Annotated in this window: 22 protein-coding genes; 8 read left to right on the plus strand and 14 right to left on the minus strand. The window is 65.1% G+C overall.

The window, feature by feature from the left end:
- Positions 1-247: 247 nt before the first annotated feature.
- The 7 genes from IVB41_RS10810 to IVB41_RS10840 all read right to left on the minus strand — a co-directional run bounded on the left by IVB41_RS10810 (position 248) and on the right by IVB41_RS10840 (position 8,303).
- On the minus strand, positions 248-976 hold the full coding sequence (locus IVB41_RS10810) for a Crp/Fnr family transcriptional regulator (RefSeq protein ID WP_027570679.1): 729 nt from the start codon (positions 974-976) through the stop codon (positions 248-250).
- A gap of 47 nt (positions 977-1,023) precedes the next feature.
- The gene (locus tag IVB41_RS10815) at positions 1,024-2,403 is read right to left on the minus strand and encodes an amidase family protein (RefSeq protein ID WP_247430828.1); all 1,380 of its coding nucleotides are present in this window, start codon (positions 2,401-2,403) and stop codon (positions 1,024-1,026) included.
- 62 nt (positions 2,404-2,465) lie between these two features.
- Positions 2,466-3,473 (minus strand): ABC transporter substrate-binding protein, encoded by a 1,008-nt coding sequence (locus tag IVB41_RS10820; RefSeq protein ID WP_247430831.1) that lies wholly within the window; start codon positions 3,471-3,473, stop codon positions 2,466-2,468.
- Positions 3,474-3,502: 29 nt separating this feature from the next.
- Positions 3,503-4,342 carry an ABC transporter permease gene (locus IVB41_RS10825; protein WP_027570676.1) on the minus strand — a complete coding sequence of 280 codons (840 nt, stop codon included), beginning with the start codon at positions 4,340-4,342 and terminating at the stop codon, positions 3,503-3,505.
- The gene (locus tag IVB41_RS10830) at positions 4,339-5,637 is read right to left on the minus strand and encodes a M20 family metallopeptidase (RefSeq protein WP_247430834.1); all 1,299 of its coding nucleotides are present in this window, start codon (positions 5,635-5,637) and stop codon (positions 4,339-4,341) included. The genes IVB41_RS10825 and IVB41_RS10830 overlap by 4 nt, the downstream gene beginning before the upstream one ends.
- A 320-nt stretch (positions 5,638-5,957) precedes the next feature.
- Positions 5,958-7,148 carry an extensin family protein gene (locus IVB41_RS10835; protein WP_247430838.1) on the minus strand — a complete coding sequence of 397 codons (1,191 nt, stop codon included), beginning with the start codon at positions 7,146-7,148 and terminating at the stop codon, positions 5,958-5,960.
- A 306-nt stretch (positions 7,149-7,454) separates the two neighbouring features.
- On the minus strand, positions 7,455-8,303 hold the full coding sequence (locus IVB41_RS10840) for a DUF2147 domain-containing protein (RefSeq protein ID WP_247430841.1): 849 nt from the start codon (positions 8,301-8,303) through the stop codon (positions 7,455-7,457).
- A gap of 196 nt (positions 8,304-8,499) precedes the next feature.
- On the opposite strand from IVB41_RS10840, the gene IVB41_RS10845 reads away from it, so the two are divergent.
- On the plus strand, positions 8,500-9,276 hold the full coding sequence (locus IVB41_RS10845) for a DUF2147 domain-containing protein (protein ID WP_247358610.1): 777 nt from the start codon (positions 8,500-8,502) through the stop codon (positions 9,274-9,276).
- 271 nt (positions 9,277-9,547) lie between these two features.
- Positions 9,548-11,011, plus strand: coding sequence for a FecR domain-containing protein (locus IVB41_RS10850; protein WP_247432820.1), 1,464 nt, complete (start codon positions 9,548-9,550; stop codon positions 11,009-11,011).
- Positions 11,012-11,167: 156 nt separating this feature from the next.
- On the opposite strand, the gene IVB41_RS10855 is transcribed toward IVB41_RS10850, so the two are convergent.
- Both IVB41_RS10855 and asd read right to left on the minus strand, forming a co-directional pair.
- Positions 11,168-11,734 carry an NUDIX hydrolase gene (locus IVB41_RS10855; protein ID WP_247430845.1) on the minus strand — a complete coding sequence of 189 codons (567 nt, stop codon included), beginning with the start codon at positions 11,732-11,734 and terminating at the stop codon, positions 11,168-11,170.
- Between the two features lie 67 nt (positions 11,735-11,801).
- Positions 11,802-12,665, minus strand: coding sequence for an archaetidylserine decarboxylase (gene asd / locus IVB41_RS10860; protein ID WP_247430848.1), 864 nt, complete (start codon positions 12,663-12,665; stop codon positions 11,802-11,804).
- Positions 12,666-12,700: 35 nt separating this feature from the next.
- Between asd and IVB41_RS10865 the strand changes: the two genes are divergently transcribed.
- Positions 12,701-14,365, plus strand: a complete 1,665-nt coding sequence (locus IVB41_RS10865; RefSeq protein WP_247430852.1) for an aminotransferase class III-fold pyridoxal phosphate-dependent enzyme — start codon at positions 12,701-12,703, stop codon at positions 14,363-14,365.
- A gap of 146 nt (positions 14,366-14,511) precedes the next feature.
- On the opposite strand, the gene IVB41_RS10870 is transcribed toward IVB41_RS10865, so the two are convergent.
- From IVB41_RS10870 to IVB41_RS10880, 3 genes are all read right to left on the minus strand, one after another.
- Entirely contained in the window at positions 14,512-15,171 is a 660-nt protein-coding gene (locus tag IVB41_RS10870) for a hypothetical protein (RefSeq protein ID WP_247430855.1), read from the minus strand.
- A 119-nt stretch (positions 15,172-15,290) separates the two neighbouring features.
- Positions 15,291-15,980 (minus strand): methyltransferase domain-containing protein, encoded by a 690-nt coding sequence (locus IVB41_RS10875; RefSeq protein WP_247430858.1) that lies wholly within the window; start codon positions 15,978-15,980, stop codon positions 15,291-15,293.
- Positions 15,981-16,015: 35 nt separating this feature from the next.
- Positions 16,016-17,068 (minus strand): glycosyltransferase family 1 protein, encoded by a 1,053-nt coding sequence (locus IVB41_RS10880; protein WP_247430861.1) that lies wholly within the window; start codon positions 17,066-17,068, stop codon positions 16,016-16,018.
- A gap of 274 nt (positions 17,069-17,342) precedes the next feature.
- Between IVB41_RS10880 and IVB41_RS10885 the strand changes: the two genes are divergently transcribed.
- Positions 17,343-18,050, plus strand: coding sequence for a L,D-transpeptidase (locus IVB41_RS10885; protein ID WP_247358598.1), 708 nt, complete (start codon positions 17,343-17,345; stop codon positions 18,048-18,050).
- 111 nt (positions 18,051-18,161) lie between these two features.
- A complete protein-coding gene (locus IVB41_RS10890; RefSeq protein ID WP_247430863.1) occupies positions 18,162-18,572 on the plus strand; it encodes a cytochrome c family protein in 411 nt (136 codons plus the stop codon).
- Between the two features lie 11 nt (positions 18,573-18,583).
- On the opposite strand, the gene IVB41_RS10895 is transcribed toward IVB41_RS10890, so the two are convergent.
- Positions 18,584-18,841 (minus strand): hypothetical protein, encoded by a 258-nt coding sequence (locus IVB41_RS10895; protein WP_247287959.1) that lies wholly within the window; start codon positions 18,839-18,841, stop codon positions 18,584-18,586.
- Positions 18,834-19,628: a DUF899 domain-containing protein gene (locus tag IVB41_RS10900; protein ID WP_247401774.1), complete on the minus strand. Its 795-nt coding sequence runs from the start codon at positions 19,626-19,628 to the stop codon at positions 18,834-18,836. The genes IVB41_RS10895 and IVB41_RS10900 overlap by 8 nt, the downstream gene beginning before the upstream one ends.
- 147 nt (positions 19,629-19,775) lie before the next feature.
- Between IVB41_RS10900 and IVB41_RS10905 the strand changes: the two genes are divergently transcribed.
- The 3 genes from IVB41_RS10905 (at position 19,776) to IVB41_RS10915 (ending at position 22,532) form a co-directional block, all read left to right on the plus strand.
- Complete coding sequence (locus tag IVB41_RS10905; RefSeq protein ID WP_247430866.1) at positions 19,776-20,996, plus strand: helix-turn-helix domain-containing protein; 1,221 nt, start codon at positions 19,776-19,778, stop codon at positions 20,994-20,996.
- Positions 20,997-21,026: 30 nt separating this feature from the next.
- Complete coding sequence (locus tag IVB41_RS10910) at positions 21,027-21,665, plus strand: PQQ-binding-like beta-propeller repeat protein (RefSeq protein ID WP_247287956.1); 639 nt, start codon at positions 21,027-21,029, stop codon at positions 21,663-21,665.
- 216 nt (positions 21,666-21,881) lie between these two features.
- On the plus strand, positions 21,882-22,532 hold the full coding sequence (locus IVB41_RS10915; protein ID WP_247287954.1) for a LysE family translocator: 651 nt from the start codon (positions 21,882-21,884) through the stop codon (positions 22,530-22,532).
- The last annotated feature ends 14 nt before the right edge of the window (positions 22,533-22,546 follow it).

Genomic DNA, 22,546 nt, shown 5'->3' on the forward strand with positions numbered 1-22,546 from the left:
CAACGAAGGCGTCGATCACGCGAACCGGATTGTCATCTGCAACCCAGTCGTCCAGGCATTCCGGCAACAAAGTAGATTGCCCGCGATCAGCTCCTTGAACGAAACGAGCCATGCCAGCCCCCGCCGATTCAGTGCGGGAATCATAGCAGGCACGGCGTTTTCACACAGCCAGGGTCACAAGCCGTCCATCATGCTCAACGCGGAAGACTTCCGTTTGCAACGGTGGGCTGACCTTATAAGACCACACCTAGTCCGCCACCTGCTTCCTGAGCGCAGCGAGATCGTTGACGACCATCTTGGTCGGGCCAGTCCAGATGATGCCGTCGTCCTGGAGGCGGCTGAGGATCAGGCTGATCGACTGGCGCGTCGCACCGATCATGCGCGCGAGATTGGCCTGCGTGATGCGGCCGAGCGAGATCGGGCCGCTCTCGTCCTGGGCTGCGTTCTCGCACAGCTTGACCAGCAGCAGCACCAACCGTTCCGCCGCCTTCTGTCCCGCCAGCGTCTGCGCCAGCATCGAATAGGTCTCGCCCTTGAAGCCGAGACACTCGATCAGCGCGACTGCGAACGACGGCGACTGCGCGATCAACCGGCGGACCGCGTCCTGGTCGAGATGCAGTGCCTCGACGCGCCCAAGCGCGCGGGCCGACCAACTGTGGCGGTGATCGCCGAGGATATAGGGCGCCCCGACGAAGTCGCCTGCCTCCCAGGTCGACAGCATCAATTCGCGCCCCTGCGTGCCGGCATGGGTGCTTTCGACGATTCCGTTCAGGATGATGTGGACGCCGTTTGCGGGCTCGCCCTCCCGCAGCAGATATTCGCGGTTCTGGTAGGTCGCGAGCCGGCCGGTTCGCATCACCAGCTCCAGATCGGGCTTGTCCAACGCCTTCAGCACATAACGTCCGGTCCCGGGCCGTGACAGTTCGGCGCGCGGCTCAGCGGGATCGGCCACCTCATGCGCATCGCTGCGCTCCACGATCGGTCTCCCTTCGAGTGACGGCTCGAAGGCTAGGAGGTCTCCGCTCAGATTGCAACGCGGCGCAGATGGTCGGGCCCGACTGAAGCCTCCACGAAAGCGCAGGCCAGATCGGTAAGCAGACGCTCCCGGCCAGCCGGCGCCAGGAACGTGACGCCATAGGGCACGCCGGCTGCGGTGACGGCGTTCGGAACGGCGATGGCGGCCAGGCCCAGCGGGTTTGCGTAGTTGGTGTAATAGCCGTTGTTGAAGTTGGCCGTCAGCGGATCGCGCGCGACGTCGTCGATGCTCAGCACGGTGCCGACGGTCGGCACGACCAGGGCGTCGTGAACTTGCCAGAAATCGCGCAGCGACCGCTGGACCTCCTTGACCTTGTAGAGCGCACGATAGGTGTCGGCCGCCGTGAACTTCCGGCTTCCGATGACGAGGTCGCGCACGATCTTCACGCCCGCGTCCGGGTTGGCGTCGAGGAATGCGCCGACCGAGACGTCCCGTTCGGCGAGGAAGGGTCCGAAAAACATCAGATCGTTGACCGAAATGAACGGCGAGAAATCGACCGACGCCACCGACAGATCGAGTTGCCGCAGCTTGCGCAGCCCATCGCCGAACAGCGCCTCCGTCTCCGCATTGCCGAAGAACCTGAGCTGATCCGGACGCGGCGTTGCGATGTTGAGCGGCCGCGCTGGAGGAGCCTGCTCCGTCCATCCGGCGAAACCTTCCGGTGAAAAGCAATCCCCGGCATCGCGCCGCGCCAACACGCGATAGATGTCGTGGCCATCGCGCGGATCGCGCGTATAGAGCGAGATGGTATCAAAACTACGGCACGCGTAGACCATGCCGCGCTGACTGAAGGCGCCGGGCGCCGGCTTGAAGCCGGTCACGCCACAATAGGACGCCGGCACCCTGCCCGATCCGCCAGTATCGGTGCCGAACGCAAAGGACGAGGTGCCCGTCGCGACCGACACCGCTGCACCCGAGCTGGAGCCGCCCGGGATGTAGTCAGGGTTGTGCGGGTTGCGGGCGATGCCATAGGGCGAGCGCACGCCGACGAGGCCGGTCGCGAACTGATCCATATTGGTTTTGCCGAGATAGATCGCGCCGGCGGCGATGGCGTCGGCGACGACCGGGCTGGTGTCTTTCGCGGTGTAGGCGAATTCCGGGCAGGCCGAGGTGGTCTGCTCGCCGGCGACGTCGATACAATCCTTGACCGAGAACACGAGACCGTAGAGCGGCAGCTCGCCGATCTCGCCAATGCGGGCATCGAGCGCACGGGCCTTTGCCATGACGCCTTCGGGATTTGCCGTCGAGATCCAGACGCCGCTCTGGTCGGCGTCGTCTAGGCGCGACAACACATGCGCGGCGACATCGGACGGCTTGAGCTCGCCGCTGCGATAGGCGGTGCGGAGGTGGCGAGGTGCGAGATTCATGTCGGTCACGTGCTTGCGGGAATTGGCAATGTGCCGGCGAGACAGGCCCGCCGGCACTGATCCTAGCGGCCGATCACCTTCTCCAGATAACCGGGCTGGATGAAGACTTCGAAGTCCGCGCGCGGCAGCAGTTTCGGCAGGCGCTCCTGCTTCACCAGGAAATCGGCGGTCGAGATCAGCGTGTCGACGAACTTGCCCTTTTTCGCGGATGTGCCGAGATACTCCTCCGTGAGCTGCGTGCTGCAGGGAATCATGCCGGTGCCCTTCATCATTCGCTGCGCGTCCTCGATGGGCAGCGAAAGCTCTTCCGCGATGATTTCGGCGGTCTTCTCCGGGTTCTTCAGCCAGAAATCGATGCCTTCGCATTCGGCCTTGATGAACTTGTCGACGTAGGACGGATACTTCTCCGCGAACGCGTTCATGACGACGCCGATGTCCCAGGTCGGGTAGCCGCGCTTGGCCATCTCGCCCGAGGTGACTAGAATCTTGCCGCCGTTCTTCACGGCCTTGCCGAGATTCGGCTCCCAGAACCAGGCCGCGTCGATGTCGCCGCGAAGCCAGGCCGCCGCGATGTCCGACGGCGCCAGGTCCAGGATCTTCATCGAGGCGGGATCGACACCCTCGTCCTTGAGCGCCTGGAGCAGGAGGTAGTGCGTCGTGGAGCCGAACGGCGCCGCCACCGTCTTGCCCTTGAGGTCCTTGAGCGAGGTGATGTTCTTGTCGGCGCGAACCACCATCGACTCGACGTAGTCGAGCATGTTGATCACCAGGATGCCCTTGATCGGCAGGGCGCGCGTCGCGCCGATTGCCGTCGGCGGATTGCCGAGGCCGCCGAAATCGACGTCGTTGCCAGCGATCGCGCGCAGCATGTCGCCACCGCCGCCGATCTTGACGTATTTGATGTCGACGCCGGGCATCTCCTTGGCGAGCAGGCCAAGATGCTTGGTGACCAGCTGCGCGTTGACGAGGTTCAGATAGCCGACGGTCACCTTCGCCGGCTTGTCCTCGGCGCGGACTGCACCCGTGAGCGCCAACGTGGTAACCGCGAGCGTCGCAATCAGTCTCTTCATGGAGGTCTCCCCTACGATCAGAATTGGATTCAGGCCCACGGCATCAACAGTTTCGCGATGCCGCGCATCATGAGGTCGAGCACGACGCCGGTGAGACCGAGCACGATCAGCCCCATGATCACGACGTCGGACAGCAGGAATTTTGCGGCGTCCCAGATCATCCAGCCGATGCCGGCGGATGCCGCGACGATTTCGGCGGCGACGAGAACGGTGTAGGTGAATCCGAGCGAGATGCGCATGCCGGCCAGAATCAGCGGTCCCGCCGCCGGCAAATAGACGTGAAACAGCAGGTGTCGCCGGGTCGCGCCGAGCGACTGGGCGGCGCGCACGTAGACCGGGTCCACGCTGGTGACGGCCTGGATCGTCGAGATGACGATGCCCGGAAGACCGGCAAGAAACAGCAGCGACAGCTTCGAGCTCTCACCGATGCCGAGCCACATCACCAGCAGCGTATAAAGTCCGAGCGGCGGCAATGGCCGGTAGAACTCGATCAACGGATTGAGCAGCGCGCGTGCGTTGCGCGACACGCCCATGAGGACACCGAGCGGAATGCCGATCAAGCAGGCCAGCGTGAAGGCGGTGAGGATGCGATAGAGGCTTGCGCCGAGATGCTGAAGCAGGGTCGCGCCCTGATATCCCTTCGTCATCGTCTTGACGAACGCGGCCCAAACCGCCTGCGGCTTCGGCAGGAACAGCTCGTTGGCCCAGCCTCTCTCCGTGACAATGGCCCAGCCGGCCAGCAGCACGGCGACGGTCAACGTCGAGAGCAGCACCGATCGCGAGACCTTCGGAAGCCGCAGCCGCAAGCTGCCGCGTCGCGTGCGATCCGGCGAGATTGGAATCGTCATGTGGGTCGCCTCGACGCTCATGTCCGCACTCCCAGGATCTGCATGATGGTCAGCGCGTAGATCCGCGTCGCCATCACCGACTTGGTGATCGAGATGTTCTCGTTGTCGACGGCCCAGCCGTCTTCTCCGGGACCGAACGTCACCGCATTGATGCCGGCTTCGCGGAAGCGGATCGTGTCGTTGAAGGCGTTCTTGCGGTTGACCCCGGGCTCGCGGCCCATCAGACGCCGGTAAACCGCGCGCAGGGAGCGGCAGGGCTCCTCCTCGACCGGCACCGGTTCGGTCGCGTTGACGAACAGCGAGCCGGGCACCTGGCGCACCTCCACCTTGACGTCGTTCACGCCGGCAAAAGTGTCCCGTCCGAGACGCTCGATGTCCGCAATCACGCTCGACAACGTCATGCCGGGGACGATGCCGACCACGGCGAGCGTGATGGTGCAGGCATCCGGCGAGAACTGCATCTCGCCAGGCAGGCCGGACCGAATGCGCACCACGGCGCAGCAGGGCGGCGTATGTCCCATGAACTTGCTGGGGACATGCGTGAACGCCATGTCCTTCAACTTAGGCAGCAGCTTTGCCGCTTCCATGATCGCGTTCACGCTGATGTCCGGTCGCCAGATGTGCGACTTGATCCCGTGAACGGTGAGCTCGATCAGGCAGTGGCCGGAATTGGCCACCGACAGGTTCATGCCCCAGTCCGTGTTGACGTCGCCCCAGGCGGTCGGCTCGGCGGTGATCTCGTAGTCGGCGGTCAGGCCGACCTTGTTCAGCATGTAGATGGAGCCTTCGGTGCCGTTCCGCTCTTCATCGACGGTGTAGCAGCACATCAGGGTGCCATCGAACTTCACACCCGCTTCGGTCAAGGCCTGCACTGCGAGCAACGATGCAGCGAGGTTGCCGCGCGTGTCGGACGTGCCGCGCGCATAGAGCAGATCGCCGTGGCGCGTCGCCTTGAACGGATCGAAATCCGTCATGTGCCATTTCTCGGGCTCGACGGCCGGATAGGTGTCGAGATGGTCGTTGAGAATGAGCGAAGGCGCGCCGTCCCGTCCCTTGAGCACGCCCAGCACGTTCGGCCGGTGCGGCTGCGCGCTGTGCTTGGTGACCTCCATACCGAGCGCTTCGAGCTTGCCCGCGACCAGCATCGAGATCGCCTCTTCCTCGGCAGGCGGCAAATCGGGATCCAGCGGATTGCCGGAACGGGGCTGGCCGGTGCGGATCAGCTCGGACGCGAGCTCAAGCCAGCGCTCCTCCGTGATGCGCGACAGCACGCGCTGTTCGAGATCCGAATAAGGAGGGGTGACAGGCATCTGCACGACGGGATCCGCTGGCTCACGGCGCCGGCAGCGCCGCTTCGTGGCGGCTTCCTCATTGCAGCGACCGTGCCAACTGCTGGAAAACCCCGCGGCGGCAGAATTGTCTTCCTGACTTCAATGGCTTAGGCGAGATTTGCGCATGCGCAAATTTTTGCGCTCGAGACGCGCTCTGCCGAAGACGCGACGCCGGCTGAACAGGCTGGGGTCAGCGCGAGGCCGGCCGGCGTGGGGTCGTAGCCCGCATGGAGCGAAGCGGAATGCGGGAACACCTTCCCCGGATTGCGCTTCGCTCCATCCAGGCTACGGATCACGCGCAATCCTCAGTCGTCGGCGTACTCGTCCTCTTCGTGCTTTCGCGCCATGCTCTTGCGCGTACCGAGCGAGCCGGTCACGGAGGGATCGCGTGCATTCGCATAGGGATTGCGCCCGCCCGCCCGCGCGGCGACCTCTTCGCCGGAGACGGCGGCGGGCTGGCAGATCAGGCGGCGGCTGGCGCGGCGCATCAGATCGACGTGGATGTGATCGTAATGATAGACGTTCGAGCCCGGCGCCAGCACCGTGGTGAAATGCACGCAGGCGCCCGACTGCACGTCGCGCAGGAACCCCTGCTCTTCCGGCATGCCGCGCCAGCCATCCTTCACGGTGACGCGGCGGCCGTCGGCGAGCACGAAGGCGGCGATGTCGAGCGCATTGCCGAAGGCGTGCTCGGAAATATGGGCATGCGAATTGCCGTTCATGCCGCGGCAGGAATAGGCGGAGATCTGCTTGATCTCCGCGACGCGGGTGCCGAACCAGCGCATAGCCGAGGGCTGCACGGTGTCAGCAAGCCAGCGGTCGAGCTCGGACACGATCGGACAGGCCAGCGTCGCAACCGGCTTGATCGCAACAGGGCCGACGGCGGTGACGGGATCGCCCCGTGCGGGACCTAGACGCGGGGGCGGTTGCTGCGCGGGCCCCTGCGAGTAGGGCGCTGGCCGTGCCGGATAGCTCGGCGCACTCATGTAGCGCGACGCGCCCGCGGCATCGGTGCCCTCGGGCGGCAGGTCGATCTCGTCCTCCTGCTGAGCCACGCCCGGCGCGTTCAACGGCATCGGGCCTGGCGAAGCGCCATAGCCGGAGGGCTGACGCACCGCGCTCTCGGGATAGTTTGAGCGTTGCGGATAGTTCTGGCTCTGCGGGTAATTCGATCGCGGCTGCGTCACCGGCCAGCGCGGCTGGTTGCCGATGCTCCCGGGCGGTCGCAAATCCTCATCGGCAAAGCCGTAGCTGCTCGAGCCTTCGCCGAGGGCGGCGACCTTGAGCGGAAACTCGGCGCCGCACATGCCCGGCCCAGAGATCGGGTCGATGCGGACGAGATCCGGCCCTTCTTTCACCGCGCCTGATTTCAGGCATGCGGCTTCGGCCTCGCCCCGCCACGGTTCACGTTCGGCCTGGAAGACGCCGCGTCCGCAACCCGCTAACGAAACAAGGACGATGGAGCCGACAAGATACAAACGAACTCCGCGCGTCATGCACGCACGTTCGGTGAATTTACTTAAAGACTCTTCAACGTGTTGATTTCAGTGTTCTTTAACCATGTCAGCTCGCGCGAGCAGCGGCCCCTGCCCCGACGAGCGACAGCAAGGCTGACTTTTCCGAAAAGAGACACTCTGTTAACCATGACGTCCTCGCGCAAGGCGGCGCGAGCAGCGGGAGCGACCTCATGACGTTCGCCGGGAGACTGAGCGTTATCACCGCGTACCTCGCCATGGCCTTTGTCGGCGCCATCGTGCTCGGCATGATCTAGCGGCTTCAGCCGGAGGTATCGAACGCGTCCCTTACGACCGCGCGCTCCACTGCCGCGACGTCGTGATCAGCTTCTCCGGCCGCTCTTCGGCTCGCGTCCAGTCGTTGCCGGAACACCAGAAATGGCCCAGTGCGCAGGCTTCGACGTGGAGCTTGCCGGAGTTCTTCAGCGTCATCGTCGCATAATAGGTGCTGCCGCTGGAGCGACTGTAGATGTTGCCGGTCCAGACCTCGTGCGTTTTCGGTTTCATGTTGACGAGCACGCTCTCGCCCCTGGTCGATGCTTCCGTCAGCGCGAAGCCGCACAGTGCCGGTCCGCAGCGTTCGATGCGAACCGTGCCCTTGGCGCCTGCGCTCTCCCATTCGCCGAGCGGCAAATAGGCGAGTTCGTCGTCGCTGCGCTCAGGGCTCGTCACCGCCTGCTCGAGCACCGGCCTCGGCGCAACGACCGGCGCCTCCATGCGCGGCGGATCGAGCGCGACGGTCTTCGGCGGATCCGTCCGCGGTAGCTCGACCCGTGGCGGATTGGAGCTTGGCGCCGGCGGCAGGACAACTGGCTGCGACGTCGTCGAGGCAAGGACAGGAGCCGCCGGCGCCGGTGGAGGCGCGACCGCAATGGCTGGCGCCGGCCTGACCGGAGCCACGGGATAGAGCGGCTGCGGCGGCGGTAGCACCGGCGTCGGCGCCGGTGTCGTATCGACGTCCGGCCGAAAGCTGCGATGGGAGGAAACCGCGACACAGGAAGCCGATCGGCAATTCCTGGGCGACTCGACCTGGAATCGATGACCGCCGATCGAGAACGCGTAGGATCCGGCCTCGGCTGCGGGCGCAATCGCCATCAGCGCGATCAAGGTGCCAAGCGAAGTCACAAGCCGCATCATCGGCGCCTCCCTCTGTGTGGCGACGACGTTACACAGATGGAATCGCGGCTGAATGTGCGCTGCCTCACCCAGCAGAGGAGAGCCGTTGTGACGTCTATCACAGAACGCCCGACCAGCCCGGCGTAGGGTCGAACCACGCTTTCATCCACCCGCGACTTCAGTCCCATCGGGACCCACACATTCTTTGGAGGTTGTCATGAACAAGCTCACCATCGCCGCCACCGCTCTCTTCCTCGCGTCCACCGCCGCCGCGCATGCCGGCAATGCGATCTCGTTCCAGATCGAAGGCCAGAACATCCGCATCGAGACGCCGCGCAACTGCGCCTCGCTCAATTGCGTGACCATCGTGGCGCCGGGCCTGTCGGACAAGCCGATCAAGCTGAACAACATCAACCTCAAGGGCCTTGGCTCCAGCTCCAAGGACGACGACGTCGATACCACGCCGGCTCCGGCCACGACCGCGCAGCCGGCGCCGGCTCCGGTGCTGCAGCAGCCCGCGCAGCAGGCGCCGGTGCAGGCGACCGCCCCTGCAGCGCCCGCTATCGCGGCACCGAGCACGACGATTGCCGCTGCTCCGTCCACCGGCTACGACGCCACGACACAGACCGCGCCCGCTGCTGCGCCCGCGCCCGTCGCGGTTGCTCCGGCCCCCGCTCCGGCTCCGGTCGCCGCCGCGCCTGTTGCGGTTGCCAACACGCCGATCGGCGTCTGGGCCACCGAAGAGAACAAGGGCAATGTCCGCGTCGAACAGTGCGGCGTCAATCTCTGCGGCTACGCCGCGAAGACCAATGAGCGCATCCTGATCAACATGAAGCCCGACGGCGCGAAGTGGAGCGGGCGCATCCACGATCCCGACTCCGGCCGCAATTACGACTCGACGATCGCGATGAAGGGCCCGAATGCAATGCGTGTGCAGGGCTGCGCCTTCGGCGGCATGTTCTGCGGCGGCCAGACCTGGAAGCGCGTGAGCTGACGCCGCAGGTGTCGTCTCCAACACATGCACATTCTTCGTCATGCCCGGGCTTGTCCCGGGCATCCACGCTCTTAGTCCCGCGCTTAAAGGCGTGGATGGCCGGGACAAGCCCGGCCATGACGGTGGAGAGGCTTGGCCACAAGCTAACGTCGCGTACCATTTGAACGTTCGCCGCCCCCGTGCGATAGACATTCATCCGCCGTTCAGCTGTACGCGGCTGATATCGGTCGATCTCGCCTCGCGTTTCTCACCGGGACTCTTCGTGACATTTATCGTGGCCTGGCGCCGCTTCATGTTCGCGCTTGCGCTGCTGGCGTTGCCGCCGGCCGGGGCGAGCGTTGCGTTCGCATCCGATGCGATCGAGCTTGCGCAGGCGCAGCCAGAAGCGCAACCGTCGCCCGCCCCCTCGCCGACGCCATCGGCTTCACCCGCTCCCCCGACCGACGCGCAGCCCGCCGCCGTCGAGCCGATCGGCAACGTCGCGACGGTGACGGGCATCGCGACCGTGATCCGCGACAAAAATTCCTATCCGCTGCGCGTGCGCGACGACATCTTTCTCAACGACGTCGTGCAGACTTCGTCGAACTCATCGCTCGGCATCACCTTCAACGACGCGACCACGTTCAACCTCTCGGCCAGCGCAAAAATCACCATCGACACTTACGTCTATGAGGACGGCGGCAAGCAGAACGCAGGCATCTTTGACATCGGCAAGGGCACGGTCGCCTTCGTCGCGGCGGCGGTGGCAAAGACCGGCAACATGAAGATCACGACGCCGACGGCGACGCTGGGCATCCGCGGCACCACGGGCGTCGTCGACGTGCCGGAAGGCGCGGCCGCGAACAAGACCAACAACGTCAACATCAAGCTCTATCCCGACGCCGACGGCCGGGTCGGACACATCGACGTCGACGACCGCACGAGCGGGACGCGGCTCGGCGCGCTGACGCAAGGCGCGAGCGGTTTTGCGATCCGGCCGGGCGCAGCCGCGGCCGGCGTCATGCGCTTTGCCGCGGTGCCGATCACGATCGCACCACAGCAGATCGCGCGCGACCGCGGCTTCGTCAGCCAGGTGCATCTGGCGCAGACTACGGGCCGGCAGATCGTCACCGAGCAGCGCGACTTCCGCCGCGCCAATCCGACCGCGAGCCCGCGCATTCCGCGGCCGTTCCAGCCGCCGCAACAGCAACAATTGCGGCCAAACACGGCGCCAGGACAACAGCCACAACAGCCCCAGCGGCCGAACGGTCAGCCCGGTCAGAACAACCGTCCGGGGCAGCAACAGCCAGGCACGCCAGGCCGTCAAGGCAGCCAGCCGCCGCAGCGGCAGGGCCAAGCGCCGGGCCAAGGCGGCGCCGTGCAGCCCGGTACGCCGCGCGTGGGTCAGGGTCAGCAGCAACAAGGCCAGAAGCAAGGCGCGGGACGTCCGGCAGGCCTACCGCGCGCCGGTCAAGGCACGCAGCCTGACGGCAGGCCACAAAACCAGCCGCAGCGCGGTGGACAGATTCCGACGCAGCCCGGCGGAGTCGCGCCGCAGCAGCCGGCCGGAACGCAGCAGCAGCCCCACGTGCAGCCGCAACTTCCGCGCACCGGCATGCAGCCGGGGCAGCCGCCCGCCGCTCAACCTCCGGGCATGCAGCGCCCGGGCGGATTCCAGCAGCGCCTCCCCGCCGCGCAACGTCCCGTAGCGCCGCGAAGGCCAGCGCCAGTTCCGAAGGAGAAGGAGCGGCGATGACTTTCTTCCTTCTCCCCTTGTGGGAGAAGGTGGCGCGAAGCGCCGGATGAGGGGTTCTCACCGCGAATCCATTGCGACAGCTTCGCGCGTGGAGAGACACCCCTCGCCCCTTGTGGGAGAGGGTGCACCGTCAACGCGGGGCGAGGTGAAGAAAACTCACGCCTCACCGCGCAGCCAGGCCTTCACCTTCTGCAACAGACCGTGCCGCAACTCGCCGACCGAAGCCGCTTCGGCTGGCGTCAGCGTCTGCAAGGCTGCATCGACATCCTCGGTCGCGAGCGGCGATCTGACGTCGGCATCCCCCGGCGCAAGCCCAGCGGCCGCGAGCGCGATCGGGCCAACCTGGGTCAGGAACACGCGCTCGTCCTCGCGCGACAGGCGCCCGAGCGCGTCTTCCAGCGTCAGCCAGTCGACGGCCTTGATGTCGTTCATCAGCTTGCGGACCGGACCGTCCCCGGCCTCCATGCGCCAAAAATGCACGACCTTTGAACGTCCGCCCGACTGGTAGACGAGTGTGCCCAAAAATTCGTGGATGGTGACGTCGTGACCGGTCTCTTCCAGCACTTCGCGATGCGCGGCTTCTCTCGGCGTTTCGCCGTCGTCGAGCTTGCCCTTGGGCAAGACCCATTCGTTGCGCTTGCGCTGGCGCACGACGGCAATCAGCGGCGGCGCACCTCGCCGCAGCACAATACCACCCGCCGCCATGACCGGCGCCCGTGCCATCACCCAATCCGTCGTCGCAGAAACGTCCCCACGAACGATATAGGCAGCCGACGCGGCAGATTGAAGGCTAGTTTTTTCTCAGCAGCGCTTGACCTGCGCGAATACGCGTGCCTTCGGCGATGCCGTCGCAGAAGGTGAAATCGCCGGGCGCGAGGATGATGATGGTCGAGCCATGCTCGAACCAGCCGAGCTCCTCGCCTTTGCTCACGTTGACGTCGCAGGGGAAATTGACCGGCCCCCTGGTCTGCGCATTCAGCACCATGTCGAGGAAGTGCAGACGGATGCTTGCGACCAGGATCGCGGCGACCGGTACCAGCGTCACGGCTTCGCCCGTCGGCAAACGCGTGCGGATCACCGCGCGCTCGTTCTTGCAAAACAGACGCTCGACCCGCTTCAGCGCGATCGGGTTGACGTTCCAGACATCGCCATGGATCAGCGTGACGCGTTCGATATGCGCGTCAAAGGGCGCGTGGAAGCGGTGATACATGCTCGAGGTCAGCCGCAGCGTGATGAAGGAGCCGTTGCGGTGCTGGTCGACCAGCACGGAGTCTCCGAGCAAATCGAGCAGCGAGTACGGCGCGCCCTTGACCTGGAACAGCTCGGTGTTGGCGATCCGGCCATGGGCGCCGACGATGCCGTCGGACGGACTGGCGACAATGGAGGGGTCCGGATCAAAGGGCCGCAAGCCGGGTTTGAGCTCCCGGGTGAAGCAGTCGTGCAGACTCCTGAAACGGGTCTTGCGCGCCTCCGACAGATCGAGGTCGGAGAACAGCTTCCACAGCGCGATGGAGCCTTCACGCACCAGTGGGTTCTCGATCTTGGAGAACCAGCCCATGAAGCGGGTCAGGGCCGCGCGGGGGATGCGGTTGGTCAACAGGAAGTTGAGGTCTTCCTGCTGGGTGAAAGAGGCGATGAGGGCTTTGACTGTCATGAATCTGTCAGCTCGCAGTATTAGCGCTTGTTGTCATGGAAACGACACTCCCGATTCTTTCTTTGTCCGTGGCCGCCGCAGCTTCCGCTGCCGCCGCCTTCCCGAAAATCAAGGCGCGGATCGAATTGTCCCGCGCCAAGCACCGCTCGCTCGCCGGGCACTCCAAGATGTCCCGCCGGGTGGCCAAGCTGCTTCCGTTCTACGAATTCGAAGGCGATGCCTACTTCGCCTGCGACGGCGCGCCGGCGAACGTCGCAACGCAGCGCAAGGACGGCTTCTTCCGTCTCGCGTGTCTCTACGCCGAGCGCTACCCCAAGGGCCGCGCGATGACGAAGGACGCGGCGGAGAAGATCTCCGACCTGCACTTCACCGAGAGCTACCGCGTGCCGTTCCAGTTCTCGCGCCTCGTTCGCGAGCATCTGGGCACCTCGACCTTCGTGGAGTCGTCGCGCGGCGTCACGGTCACGGATGTCGACGGCAATACCTCCTACGACCTCACGGGGTCCTACGGCGTCAACATCTTCGGCAACGACTTCTACAAGGAATGCATCGAGGGCTCCGAGAAGCGCGCGCACGCGCTCGGACCGGTGCTCGGCCCCTACCATCCCGTCATCCTCGAGAACGTGGCGCGGCTGTGCCAGATCTCGGGCCTCGACGAAGTCTCCTTCCACATGTCCGGCACCGAAGCCGTGATGCAGGCGGTGCGGCTCGCGCGCTACCACACCAGGCGCACCCATCTCGTCCGCTTCGCCGGCGCCTATCACGGCTGGTGGGGCGACGTGCAGCCCGGAGTCGGCAATCCGATTCCCGCGCACGAGACCTACACCCTCGCCGAGATGTCGGAGAAGACGCTGCACGTGCTGCGGACGCGCAAGGACATCGCCTGCGTGCTGGTCAACCCGCTGCAGGGGCTGCATCCGAATGGCAACGCGCCCGGCGACTCCTCGCTGGTTGATTCCTCCCGCGGCGGCAATTTCGATCGCGCGGCTTATACGGAATGGCTCAAGAAGCTGCGCGAGGTCTGCAACCAACGCGGCATCGTGCTGATCTTCGACGAGGTCTTCGTCGGCTTCCGCCTCGCCCCGGGCGGCGCCCAGGAATACTTTGGCATCAAGGCCGACATGGTGACCTACGGCAAGAGCCTCGCCGGCGGCCTGCCGGTCGGCGTGGTCTGCGGCCGACGCGAGCTGATGCGCCGCTTCCGCGACGATCGCCCCGCCGACGTTTGCTTCGCCCGCGGCACCTTCAACTCGCACCCCTACGTCATGACGGCGATGGACGAATTTCTGAGCCGGCTCGCCAGCCCGAACTTCCGCGCCGTCTATGACGGGTTGGACGAGACCTGGAACGAGCGCGCGCAAAAGCTCAACCGGATGATGGAGGGCGCGGACCTGCCGGTGCGGTTCGCCAACTTCTCCTCGATCTGGACGGTGAAATACACCACGCCATCCCGCTACAACTGGATGCTGCAGTATTACCTGCGCGCCGAAGGCCTGTCCCTGAGCTGGGTCGGCACCGGCCGGCTGATCTTCAGCCTGAACTACACCGATGCCGATTTCACCGAGGTCGCCGAGCGTTTCGTCCGCGCGGCCGAGAAGATGAAGGCCGACGGCTTCTGGTGGCACGATGGCGTCCTCACCAACAAGGCCATCAAGCGGCAGATCCTGAAAGAGATGCTCGCCAAGCGCTTCCGGCGCTGAGGCCAAATCCGCCAATGCCGTCATTGCCGAGCCCGTCCCAGCCATCCACGCGCTTCCGCGCGAAAGCCGCAAGACGTGGATGCCCGGGACGAGCCCGGGCATGACGCAACCGCCAGACATCGGAAGCCTTGGTGAGATCGCGGCGCTCAGGCGTGCCGCTCTTCGAGCGTGGGCTCGCCGATCAGGCCCAGCGTGTGCTCGGGGTTGAGGTGCAGGCCGGGGTCCATCAGCTCGCCGCGCATCAGCGCCAGCGGCGCGTTGCGGTAGAGCATCAGATCGTGGAAGGGGTCGGTCAGGATCTTCGTCATCCAGACGAGGCCGGTCTCGACGTCGCGAATGAAGAACAGGTGCACCGTGCGGAACATCAGACCGCCGCCGCCGACGACGAGCCAGACCTTGGCGACCTGCCGCATGAAATCGGTCGCGCCCGCCCAGGGCGTGAACAGTCCGAACAGCGTGGGGTCGACCAGCAGCACCAGCGGCGACAGCGCCCAGATCGACATCAGCACCACCTTGCGGCGAAGGTTGTAGCCGACCTTGATCTCTTCCTTGTGCTCGTGCGTCGCCTGGTTGATCTGGTCGTAACCGTGCGGCTCGAAGAAGAAGTGACCGGCCTGGCGCGAGGTCATCGAGACCAGCCAGCCGACCAGCGCCGAGATCATGGGATCGATGAACAGCCAGACATAGGCGAACAGAAAGCTCAGCGCGCTGACGAAGTGCAGGCTCTGATTGATGCGGCTGTGGTGATAGTAGCGATGGTCGTCCCAGCGCTGGATCCGCAGCTGCTCGAGATAGTTCTTGATCATGCTCTCCCCCAAATGCTTTCGGGTTCAGGATTTACAGAGATTCGATGTAGGCCGTGTGACATCATCATTTTGTCATGTGACGATGTGCAGCGACGCGGTGACGCACGCGTGAGCTTGGGTTACGCCGCCTTTGCGACGTCGATCTTGCGGAAGCGCACCAGCGAGAAATGACCGAGCGGCGGAATCAGGCGACGCTCGGCGAGCTCGATGCCGTCGGCACCGGCCAGCCATTTGGCGTAACGCGACCAGGCGAACTCGGCGGTGCGGAAGCCGAGCGGACGCACCACCGGCTGCAGCTTTTGCTCGATGAAACGACGCATGCCGGCATCGGCGCTGACGCGGGTGAGGATGATCAGCTCGCCGCCCGGGCGCAGCACGCGGGCGAATTCGTCCAGCGCGACTTCCGGATTCGGCACGGCGGTGACGACGTATTGCGCCATCACGACGTCGAAGGAATTGTCGGGGAATTCGAGCTTCTCGGCATCCATCACCGCGAGGCCCTCGACGTGCTCTAGGCCGCCCTCGGCGACGCGCTGGCGCGCCTTGTCGAGCATCGCCTCCGAGATGTCGGTGCCGAAGATGCGCAGATGCGGCGCGTAGAGTGGCAGCGAGATGCCGGTGCCGACGCCGACCTCGAGCACCCGGCCGCCGATCTTGTTGGTGGCCGCGATCGCGGCCTGCCGGCCTTTGGCGAACACGCCTCCGAACACGAGGTCGTAGACCGGCGCCCAGCGGTCATAGGCCTGCTCGACCGTGCCACGGGTGAGGTCGAGCTGCTGGGTGCCGTCAAGGTTCATGATCTTAGCCATCGATGATGTTCTCGCTGTGGTTCAAGCGTTTGAGATCAACCGCGCACCGCACGCCGCGCCATGCGGGGCGAAGCGCGCAGGACGCGACTGGGCTGAAGTGAAGTGAGGTTGCCGACGAATTGGCGCGCGCTGTTTTCCCAGGAGCGCTCCAGCGCGAAATTGCGGCAAGTCTGGCGCGACATGGTGAGTGCGCGCAGGCACGCGGCGCGCAGATCATGGTCGATCGCGCCGATCGGATGATCGGCGATGACGTCCTTGGGACCAGTCACCGGGAACGCCGCCACGGGCGTGCCGCAGGCGAGCGCCTCCAACTGCACGACGCCAAAGGTGTCGGTCAGGCTCGGAAACACGAACACGTCGGCGGCGGCGAGATGCGCGGTGAGATCGGCGCCCTTCTTCTCGCCGAGAAACACAACGTCCGGATATTTCTTTTCGAGCGCAGCCTTCTGCGGCCCGTCGCCGACGACGACCCTGGTGCCGGGCAGGTCGAGCGACAGGAACGCCTCGAGATTCTTCTCCACCGCCACGCGGCCCATCGTCATGAAGATCGGCCCGGGCAGATCGAGCCTGGCCGGAGACTCAGGATGGAACAGTTCGGTGTTGACGCCGCGGGTCCAGAAGCCGAGCCGCTTGAAGCCGCGCTCGGAGAGCTCCTGCCGCAGCGAGGGCGTTGCGACCATCGTCATCGCGGCGGCATCGTGGAAGTGGCGCAACACGGCGTAGCCAACGCTCGCGGGAATGCCGGTTCGCACCGAGACATATTCGGGAAAGCGCGTGGTGTAGGAGGTGGTGAAGGCGAGCCGGTTGCGGCGGCAATGGGCCCGCGCCGCCCAGCCGATCGGCCCTTCGGTCGCGATGTGCAGCGCCTCCGGCGCCGCCTTCTCGATCCGCCGCGCAATCTCCTTGCCGCTCGGCAGCGCAACGCGCAGCCCCGGATAGGTCGGTAGCGGCCACGACCGAAAGCCGTCCGGCGTCAGGAAGTCGATCTCGACATCCAATGCCTTGGCCGCGCCAGCCAGCGAGGTCAGCGTCCGCACCACACCGTTGACCTGCGGATGCCAGGCGTCAGTCGCGATTAATACCCGCATGGGGAAATCCCGAGATTTTTATGATTCTCGGCTTAGGACCATCAACCACGGATATTTCAGGCGTGTGACGTCATGGAAGTGTCGGCCCGCTGTTTTGTTCGTTAACGGGTCCGCTCAGCCACGAAACCGTCATGAAACAATCCTTTCCGCCATGAAACCGTTTTCGGTTTTCCGCGCAAACGTCCCGAAACTTCTTGTCGTTAGTGATCTAGGCAACAGAGCACCGAAACGGTGCCGGGGCGACCAAGAAATACGGCGCAAACAGGGGCGACCAATGATCAATCTGGAGACGTTGAAGACTTATTCGCGCGCCGTTGCGTTTGGTGCAGTGGCTGTCACCGCGATCGCGTTCGCCGGCCCGGTGAAGGCCGCGCCCGTGCAGCTCTTCCCGTTCTTCCAGCCGCTGCCGCCGATCGCAGCGCCGCAGCCGTACCAGCCTTATCAAGCCGCGCCCTATCAGGCCGCGCCGTCCGAAGATCAGGACGCCGTCGAAACGCCGGCCCGCTTCCGTCGCCAGACCGTCTCCTACGCGACGCGCGAGGCGCCCGGCACCATCATCATCGATACACCCAACACCTACCTCTATCTCGTGCTCGGTAACGGCCAGGCGATGCGCTACGGCATCGGCGTCGGCCGCGACGGCTTCACCTGGTCCGGCACCCAGTCGGTGACCAAGAAGGCCGAGTGGCCGGATTGGACCCCGCCGCCGGAAATGATCGCCCGCCAGCCCTATCTGCCGCGCCATATGGCCGGCGGCCCCGGCAATCCGCTCGGCGCCCGCGCCATGTATCTCGGCGGCACCATCTACCGCATCCACGGCACCAACGCGCCCGACACCATCGGCAAGCACGTCTCCTCCGGCTGCATCCGCCTGACCAATGACGACGTCGCGGATCTCTACTCCCGCGTCAACGTGGGCACCAAGGTGATCGTGCTGCCGATGACGGAACGCCGCGCGGATCTCGGAGCCGCAACGCGGTAAGCGACAGGACATTGTGACGCAAACGGCCCCGGAACCCACCGGGGCCGTTTTCGTTTGCCCTCGGCATTCCGATGCGCGCGTGCTGCGGCGGGATCCCCGATGGAGGCGCGAATGCAATCACGTCCGCAATCGCCGCAAGGCACTTGGCTCCGCGCGATCGCCGGCGCAGTGGCACTGCTGTTGACCGCGCCCGCCTCGCTCGCACAGCAGCCGGGGAGCGACGACGCACCCCAGCAGGCCTTCAACAATTCCTGCCGCACCTGCCACTCGGTGAAAGAGGGCGACAATCGTCTGGGCCCCAACCTCAATAAAATCGTCGGACGCAAGGCCGGCTCGCTGCCGAACTACAACTATTCCTCGTCGATGAAGGAAGCCGGCTTCGTCTGGGACCAGGACAAACTGACCCGCTTCATGGTCAAGCCGGACGAAGTCGTATCCGGCAACAAGATGCAGTCCTATGGCGGCGTCTCGGCGGAGGAAGCGGCGAAGGTCGTTGCCTATTTGCAGGCGGCTTCGCGGTAGAGCTACCGACTTCACCGCTCTGCAATCAGCCTCAGCCATGCCGCCGAGTGAAACGCGCTCATCAAGAGATACATCGGCACCATCCCTCCGAGCATCGCCCCATGTCCGGAGCCGCACAGCATGTCGGCCGGGCCATCGAGCATGGCCGTCAGCACGGCCATGATGGCGAAGGTCGGGGTCGCCACCAGCCCCAGCCATCTGGCGAGGTGGCGCGCGGCCACCACGCCGTTGCGGCTCGCGCCGACAGTTGCGCTGACGGGACTAGTCACGTCCTTCCGCGGCCTCCTCGCGAAAAGCCTTCTCGCCGGCGGTCGAGATCTCGACCCATTTCTTGTCGGGTGCCGCACCTTCGGTGTAGCTGTCGTGCCAGTTCCACCATTTGTAGGTCGGCGTTTGCGGATAGCCCTTCGGCGAATCTTCCCAGACCTCCTGCCGTCCCAGCGGCGTGATGTCGAGGTAATTCCAGGTGCCGCCCATCTGCTCGTCGCCGCGGCTCTTGACGAAGTAGGTGCGGAAGATGCGGTCGCCATCGCGGAAGAACACGTTGGTCCCGTGCCATTCGTCGACGCCGAAATCGGCATCGAAACTGTCGGTGACGGTGACCCATGGTATGGTCCAGCCCATCCGCTGCTTCAGCCTGATGATATCGGCCTGCGGTGCGCGCGAGGCGAACACCAGCGTGGTGTCGCGGGCATTCAGATGCGCGACATGGGCGACCTGGTCGGCCACCATGGAGCAGCCGCGGCAGGCATGATCCGGCCAGCCGAACACGCCCGGCTCGAAGAAGGCGCGGTAGACGATCAGTTGCCGCCGGCCCTGAAACAGATCGTGCAGACTGACCTTGCCGCCGGGCCCCTCGAAAGCATAGGTTTTCGTCACTTCCATCCACGGCATGCGCCGGCGCTCGGCGGCCAGGGCGTCGCGGGCACGGGTATGCGCCTTTTCCTTTACGAGCAGTTGCTGACGGGCGGCCTCCCAGTCCTGCGGCGACACCACCGGCGGTGTTTGCATGGCGGCCTGTCCGTTGTTTCCTGCGTTGTCAGCTGATGTCATCATGGCTCTCCAACTTTTCCCGGGCGGCCGTTCCGTATCTCGCGATGCGAGATCCGGAACCGCTCGTCCCTCGCCGCACATTGTCGGCCGTCAACGATCTCTCGCATCGGACGGTTGCGTGGTGGGAGTAACAAGTGTGGCGGGATTTGAATGGAGTCGCTGATCACGGCGGCGGCCCGCGCGCTCCAAGCCGGCGATCCGCTGGGCGCGCTGAACCGCGTCGCACTGCGCAACGATGCACCTTCGCTGGCGCTGCGCGGTATCGCGATGGCGCAGCTCGGCGATCTCGCAAAGGCAAAGACATTGCTGCGCAGCGCCGCGCGCGCCTTCGGCCCGAGAGAGGCCGTGGCGCGGGCCAGGTGCGTGGTGGCGGAGGCCGAGATCGCACTCGTCTCGCGCGACCTGAATTGGCCGGCCAACACGCTCGCGGCCGCGCGAGCGACGCTCGCAAGCCACGGTGACCTCGCCAACGCCGCCCATGCGGGTCACATCGAGGCGCGCCGACTTCTCCTTCTCGGGCGCCTCGATGACGCCGAACGCACGCTGGCCGATATCAACTCCACGCCGCTGTCCCCGGCTTCGCAGGTCGCCCGTGAGCTCGTGATCGCCGGCATCGCCATCAGGCGGCTCCGAACCAAAGACGCGCGCGCGGCGCTCGGGCGCGCGGCGAGCGCAGCACGGCAGGCCGGCATTCCAGCGCTTGCAGCCGAGGTCGAAAGCGCGAGCCACGTGCTCGACACGCCCGCAGCGCGCCTGATCACGCGCGGGCACGAACGGCAGTTGCTGCTCAACGAGGTCGAGGACCTCGCGACATCGGAGGCGCTCGTGGTGGACACGTTCCATCACGCGGTTCGCAGACGAGGCATCCTCGTGCCGCTCGGAACGCGGCCGGTGCTGTTCGCGCTCGCCCGCATCCTGGCGCAGGCCTGGCCCGCGGACGTCTCGCGCGAAGCGTTGATCACGGGAGCGTTTCAGGCAAGGCACGTCGATGAATCGCACCGCGCCCGCCTGCGTGTCGAAATCGGGCGGCTCCGCACCAAGCTCAAGCCCCTCGCCGATGTCAGCGCGACCAGCCAAGGTTTTGCGCTGACGCCGCACAACACGTGGCAGGTTCTCGTCCTCGCACGGCCGGTCGAGGAGAAGCACGCCAATGTGCTCGCCTTCCTTTCCGACGGCGAGCCCTGGTCGAGCTCGGCGCTCGCGCTGACGCTGGGAACGAGCGCGCGCACCGTGCAACGCGCTCTCGAAGAGCTGGCGCGGTCGAACAAGGTGCAGTCCTTCGGCCACGGACGGGCGCGGCGCTGGATGACGCCGCCCGTCCCGGGTTTCCCGACAGGCTTGTTACTCCCCGGACCGCTCCTGAAGACGTAAGGTGGGATTCACGCCACAGGGACCGAGCAGATGAAACGTTCAGCCGCCGAGATCGTCAGGGAATACGGGCCCTTTGCGGGCGTCGAAGCCGTGCATGGCGTCACCTATGACGGCACCCATGTCTGGTTCGCGTCCGGCGACAGATTGAACGCGGTCGATCCGGCCGATGGCAAGATCGCCCGCTCCATCGATGTCGCCGCGCATGCGGGAACGGCGTTCGACGGCCGCCACCTGTTCCAGATCGCCGAGGACCGCATCCAGAAGATTGACGCTGCGACCGGCAAGGTGCTCGCCACCATCCCCGCACCCGGCGGCGGCGGCGACTCCGGATTGGCTTGGGCCGAGGGCTCGCTCTGGGTCGGACAGTATCGGGAACGCAAGATCCATCAGGTCGATCCCCAGACGGGAAAAATTCTCCGCACCATCGAAAGCAAGCGCTTCGTCACCGGCGTGACCTGGGTCGACGGCGAGCTCTGGCACGGCACCTGGGAAGGCGAGGACAGCGACATCAGGCGGATCGACCCCGAGACGGGCAAGGTGCTGGAGCAGCTCGACCTGCCTTCAGGTACCATGGTCTCAGGGCTCGAGTCCGACGGCGGCGATCACTTGTTCTGCGGCGGGGGAAATCGCGGCAATGTGAGAGCCGTCCGCCGTCCCCGGCGCGGCTAATCTCAGGATGGGCCCCACAGCTTTATTCAAGATGGCTTGCCGACACTTGGCTGTTGCGCTCGCTGCGATCATGCGGACGTGAGTGCCTAGCCACATTCCTAAGGGGCGTACGAAAGACGCTCGCCCCAATGCGGGTTGAACCGATGAATGGATTGACAGTCGGCCTCCGCACTACTTATCTCATACTGCTCATTCCTTTTCACGGTATCCCTTTCTATGTTCAACGCTCACGTTCTGCTCGCGTTCACCCTTGCATCGCTGGTGCTGAACATTACTCCAGGTCCGGACATGATGTTGACGCTCACGCGCGGCATGACGCAAGGCTTTAGAGCTGCCTTCATGAGCGTCTTGGGGACATTCTTTGCCGGATTCATCCAAATACCGCTTGTTGTTCTAGGTCTCGCCGAAATCTTCCAGCATTCACCGGAACTGTTCTCCGCCGTGAGATTGCTCGGTGCGGCTTACCTAGCATACCTTGGTGTTCGCGCTTTTTGGCGGAGTATTCGCCTCGATAAGAATACAGCACGCGCGGCGCCGGCAGGCGCACACCGAGCTGCTTTCATACAGGGCTTCACTACGAACCTGCTCAACCCGAAGGTCTTCCTGTTTATGACGGCGTTCCTGCCCCAATTCACTGATCACACTGTTGGTCCGGTCTGGGAACAACTGTTGATTCTTGCAGTAGTCTCGAAGACCCTTGGCTGCGTCGTCTATGTCGGCATCGCCGCTGGCGCTTCCAGCATTGGCGGCTGGCTTTCCCGAAACGCCTGGTTTGCCAAGCTACAAGAAGGCATCCTTGGCGCTGTCATGCTGGCCATTGCAGGGTTGCTTTTCGTTGATCGTAGCGCCCCGGCGCCCACGCGCTAGGCTAGCGCCCTCCT

Origin of the sequence: Bradyrhizobium sp. 44, from assembly GCF_023073095.1 — a bacterium.
Classification (GTDB): Bacteria; Pseudomonadota; Alphaproteobacteria; order Rhizobiales; family Xanthobacteraceae; genus Bradyrhizobium.

What these genes read in the sequence shown, in the direction of transcription:
- IVB41_RS10815 (WP_247430828.1), bottom strand. Translation starts at nt 2,403, where the DNA reads ATGAATCTCGCACCTCGCCACCTCCGCACCGCCTATCGCAGCGGCGAG.
- IVB41_RS10820 (WP_247430831.1), bottom strand. Translation starts at nt 3,473, where the DNA reads ATGAAGAGACTGATTGCGACGCTCGCGGTTACCACGTTGGCGCTCACG.
- IVB41_RS10825 (WP_027570676.1), bottom strand. Translation starts at nt 4,342, where the DNA reads ATGAGCGTCGAGGCGACCCACATGACGATTCCAATCTCGCCGGATCGC.
- IVB41_RS10835 (WP_247430838.1), bottom strand. Translation starts at nt 7,148, where the DNA reads ATGACGCGCGGAGTTCGTTTGTATCTTGTCGGCTCCATCGTCCTTGTT.
- IVB41_RS10840 (WP_247430841.1), bottom strand. Translation starts at nt 8,303, where the DNA reads ATGATGCGGCTTGTGACTTCGCTTGGCACCTTGATCGCGCTGATGGCG.
- IVB41_RS10845 (WP_247358610.1), top strand. Translation starts at nt 8,500, where the DNA reads ATGAACAAGCTCACCATCGCCGCCACCGCTCTCTTCCTCGCGTCCACC.
- IVB41_RS10855 (WP_247430845.1), bottom strand. Translation starts at nt 11,734, where the DNA reads ATGGCACGGGCGCCGGTCATGGCGGCGGGTGGTATTGTGCTGCGGCGA.
- asd (WP_247430848.1), bottom strand. Translation starts at nt 12,665, where the DNA reads ATGACAGTCAAAGCCCTCATCGCCTCTTTCACCCAGCAGGAAGACCTC.
- IVB41_RS10865 (WP_247430852.1), top strand. Translation starts at nt 12,701, where the DNA reads ATGGAAACGACACTCCCGATTCTTTCTTTGTCCGTGGCCGCCGCAGCT.
- IVB41_RS10870 (WP_247430855.1), bottom strand. Translation starts at nt 15,171, where the DNA reads ATGATCAAGAACTATCTCGAGCAGCTGCGGATCCAGCGCTGGGACGAC.
- IVB41_RS10875 (WP_247430858.1), bottom strand. Translation starts at nt 15,980, where the DNA reads ATGGCTAAGATCATGAACCTTGACGGCACCCAGCAGCTCGACCTCACC.
- IVB41_RS10880 (WP_247430861.1), bottom strand. Translation starts at nt 17,068, where the DNA reads ATGCGGGTATTAATCGCGACTGACGCCTGGCATCCGCAGGTCAACGGT.
- IVB41_RS10885 (WP_247358598.1), top strand. Translation starts at nt 17,343, where the DNA reads ATGATCAATCTGGAGACGTTGAAGACTTATTCGCGCGCCGTTGCGTTT.
- IVB41_RS10890 (WP_247430863.1), top strand. Translation starts at nt 18,162, where the DNA reads ATGCAATCACGTCCGCAATCGCCGCAAGGCACTTGGCTCCGCGCGATC.
- IVB41_RS10900 (WP_247401774.1), bottom strand. Translation starts at nt 19,628, where the DNA reads ATGATGACATCAGCTGACAACGCAGGAAACAACGGACAGGCCGCCATG.
- IVB41_RS10905 (WP_247430866.1), top strand. Translation starts at nt 19,776, where the DNA reads ATGGAGTCGCTGATCACGGCGGCGGCCCGCGCGCTCCAAGCCGGCGAT.
- IVB41_RS10910 (WP_247287956.1), top strand. Translation starts at nt 21,027, where the DNA reads ATGAAACGTTCAGCCGCCGAGATCGTCAGGGAATACGGGCCCTTTGCG.
- IVB41_RS10915 (WP_247287954.1), top strand. Translation starts at nt 21,882, where the DNA reads ATGTTCAACGCTCACGTTCTGCTCGCGTTCACCCTTGCATCGCTGGTG.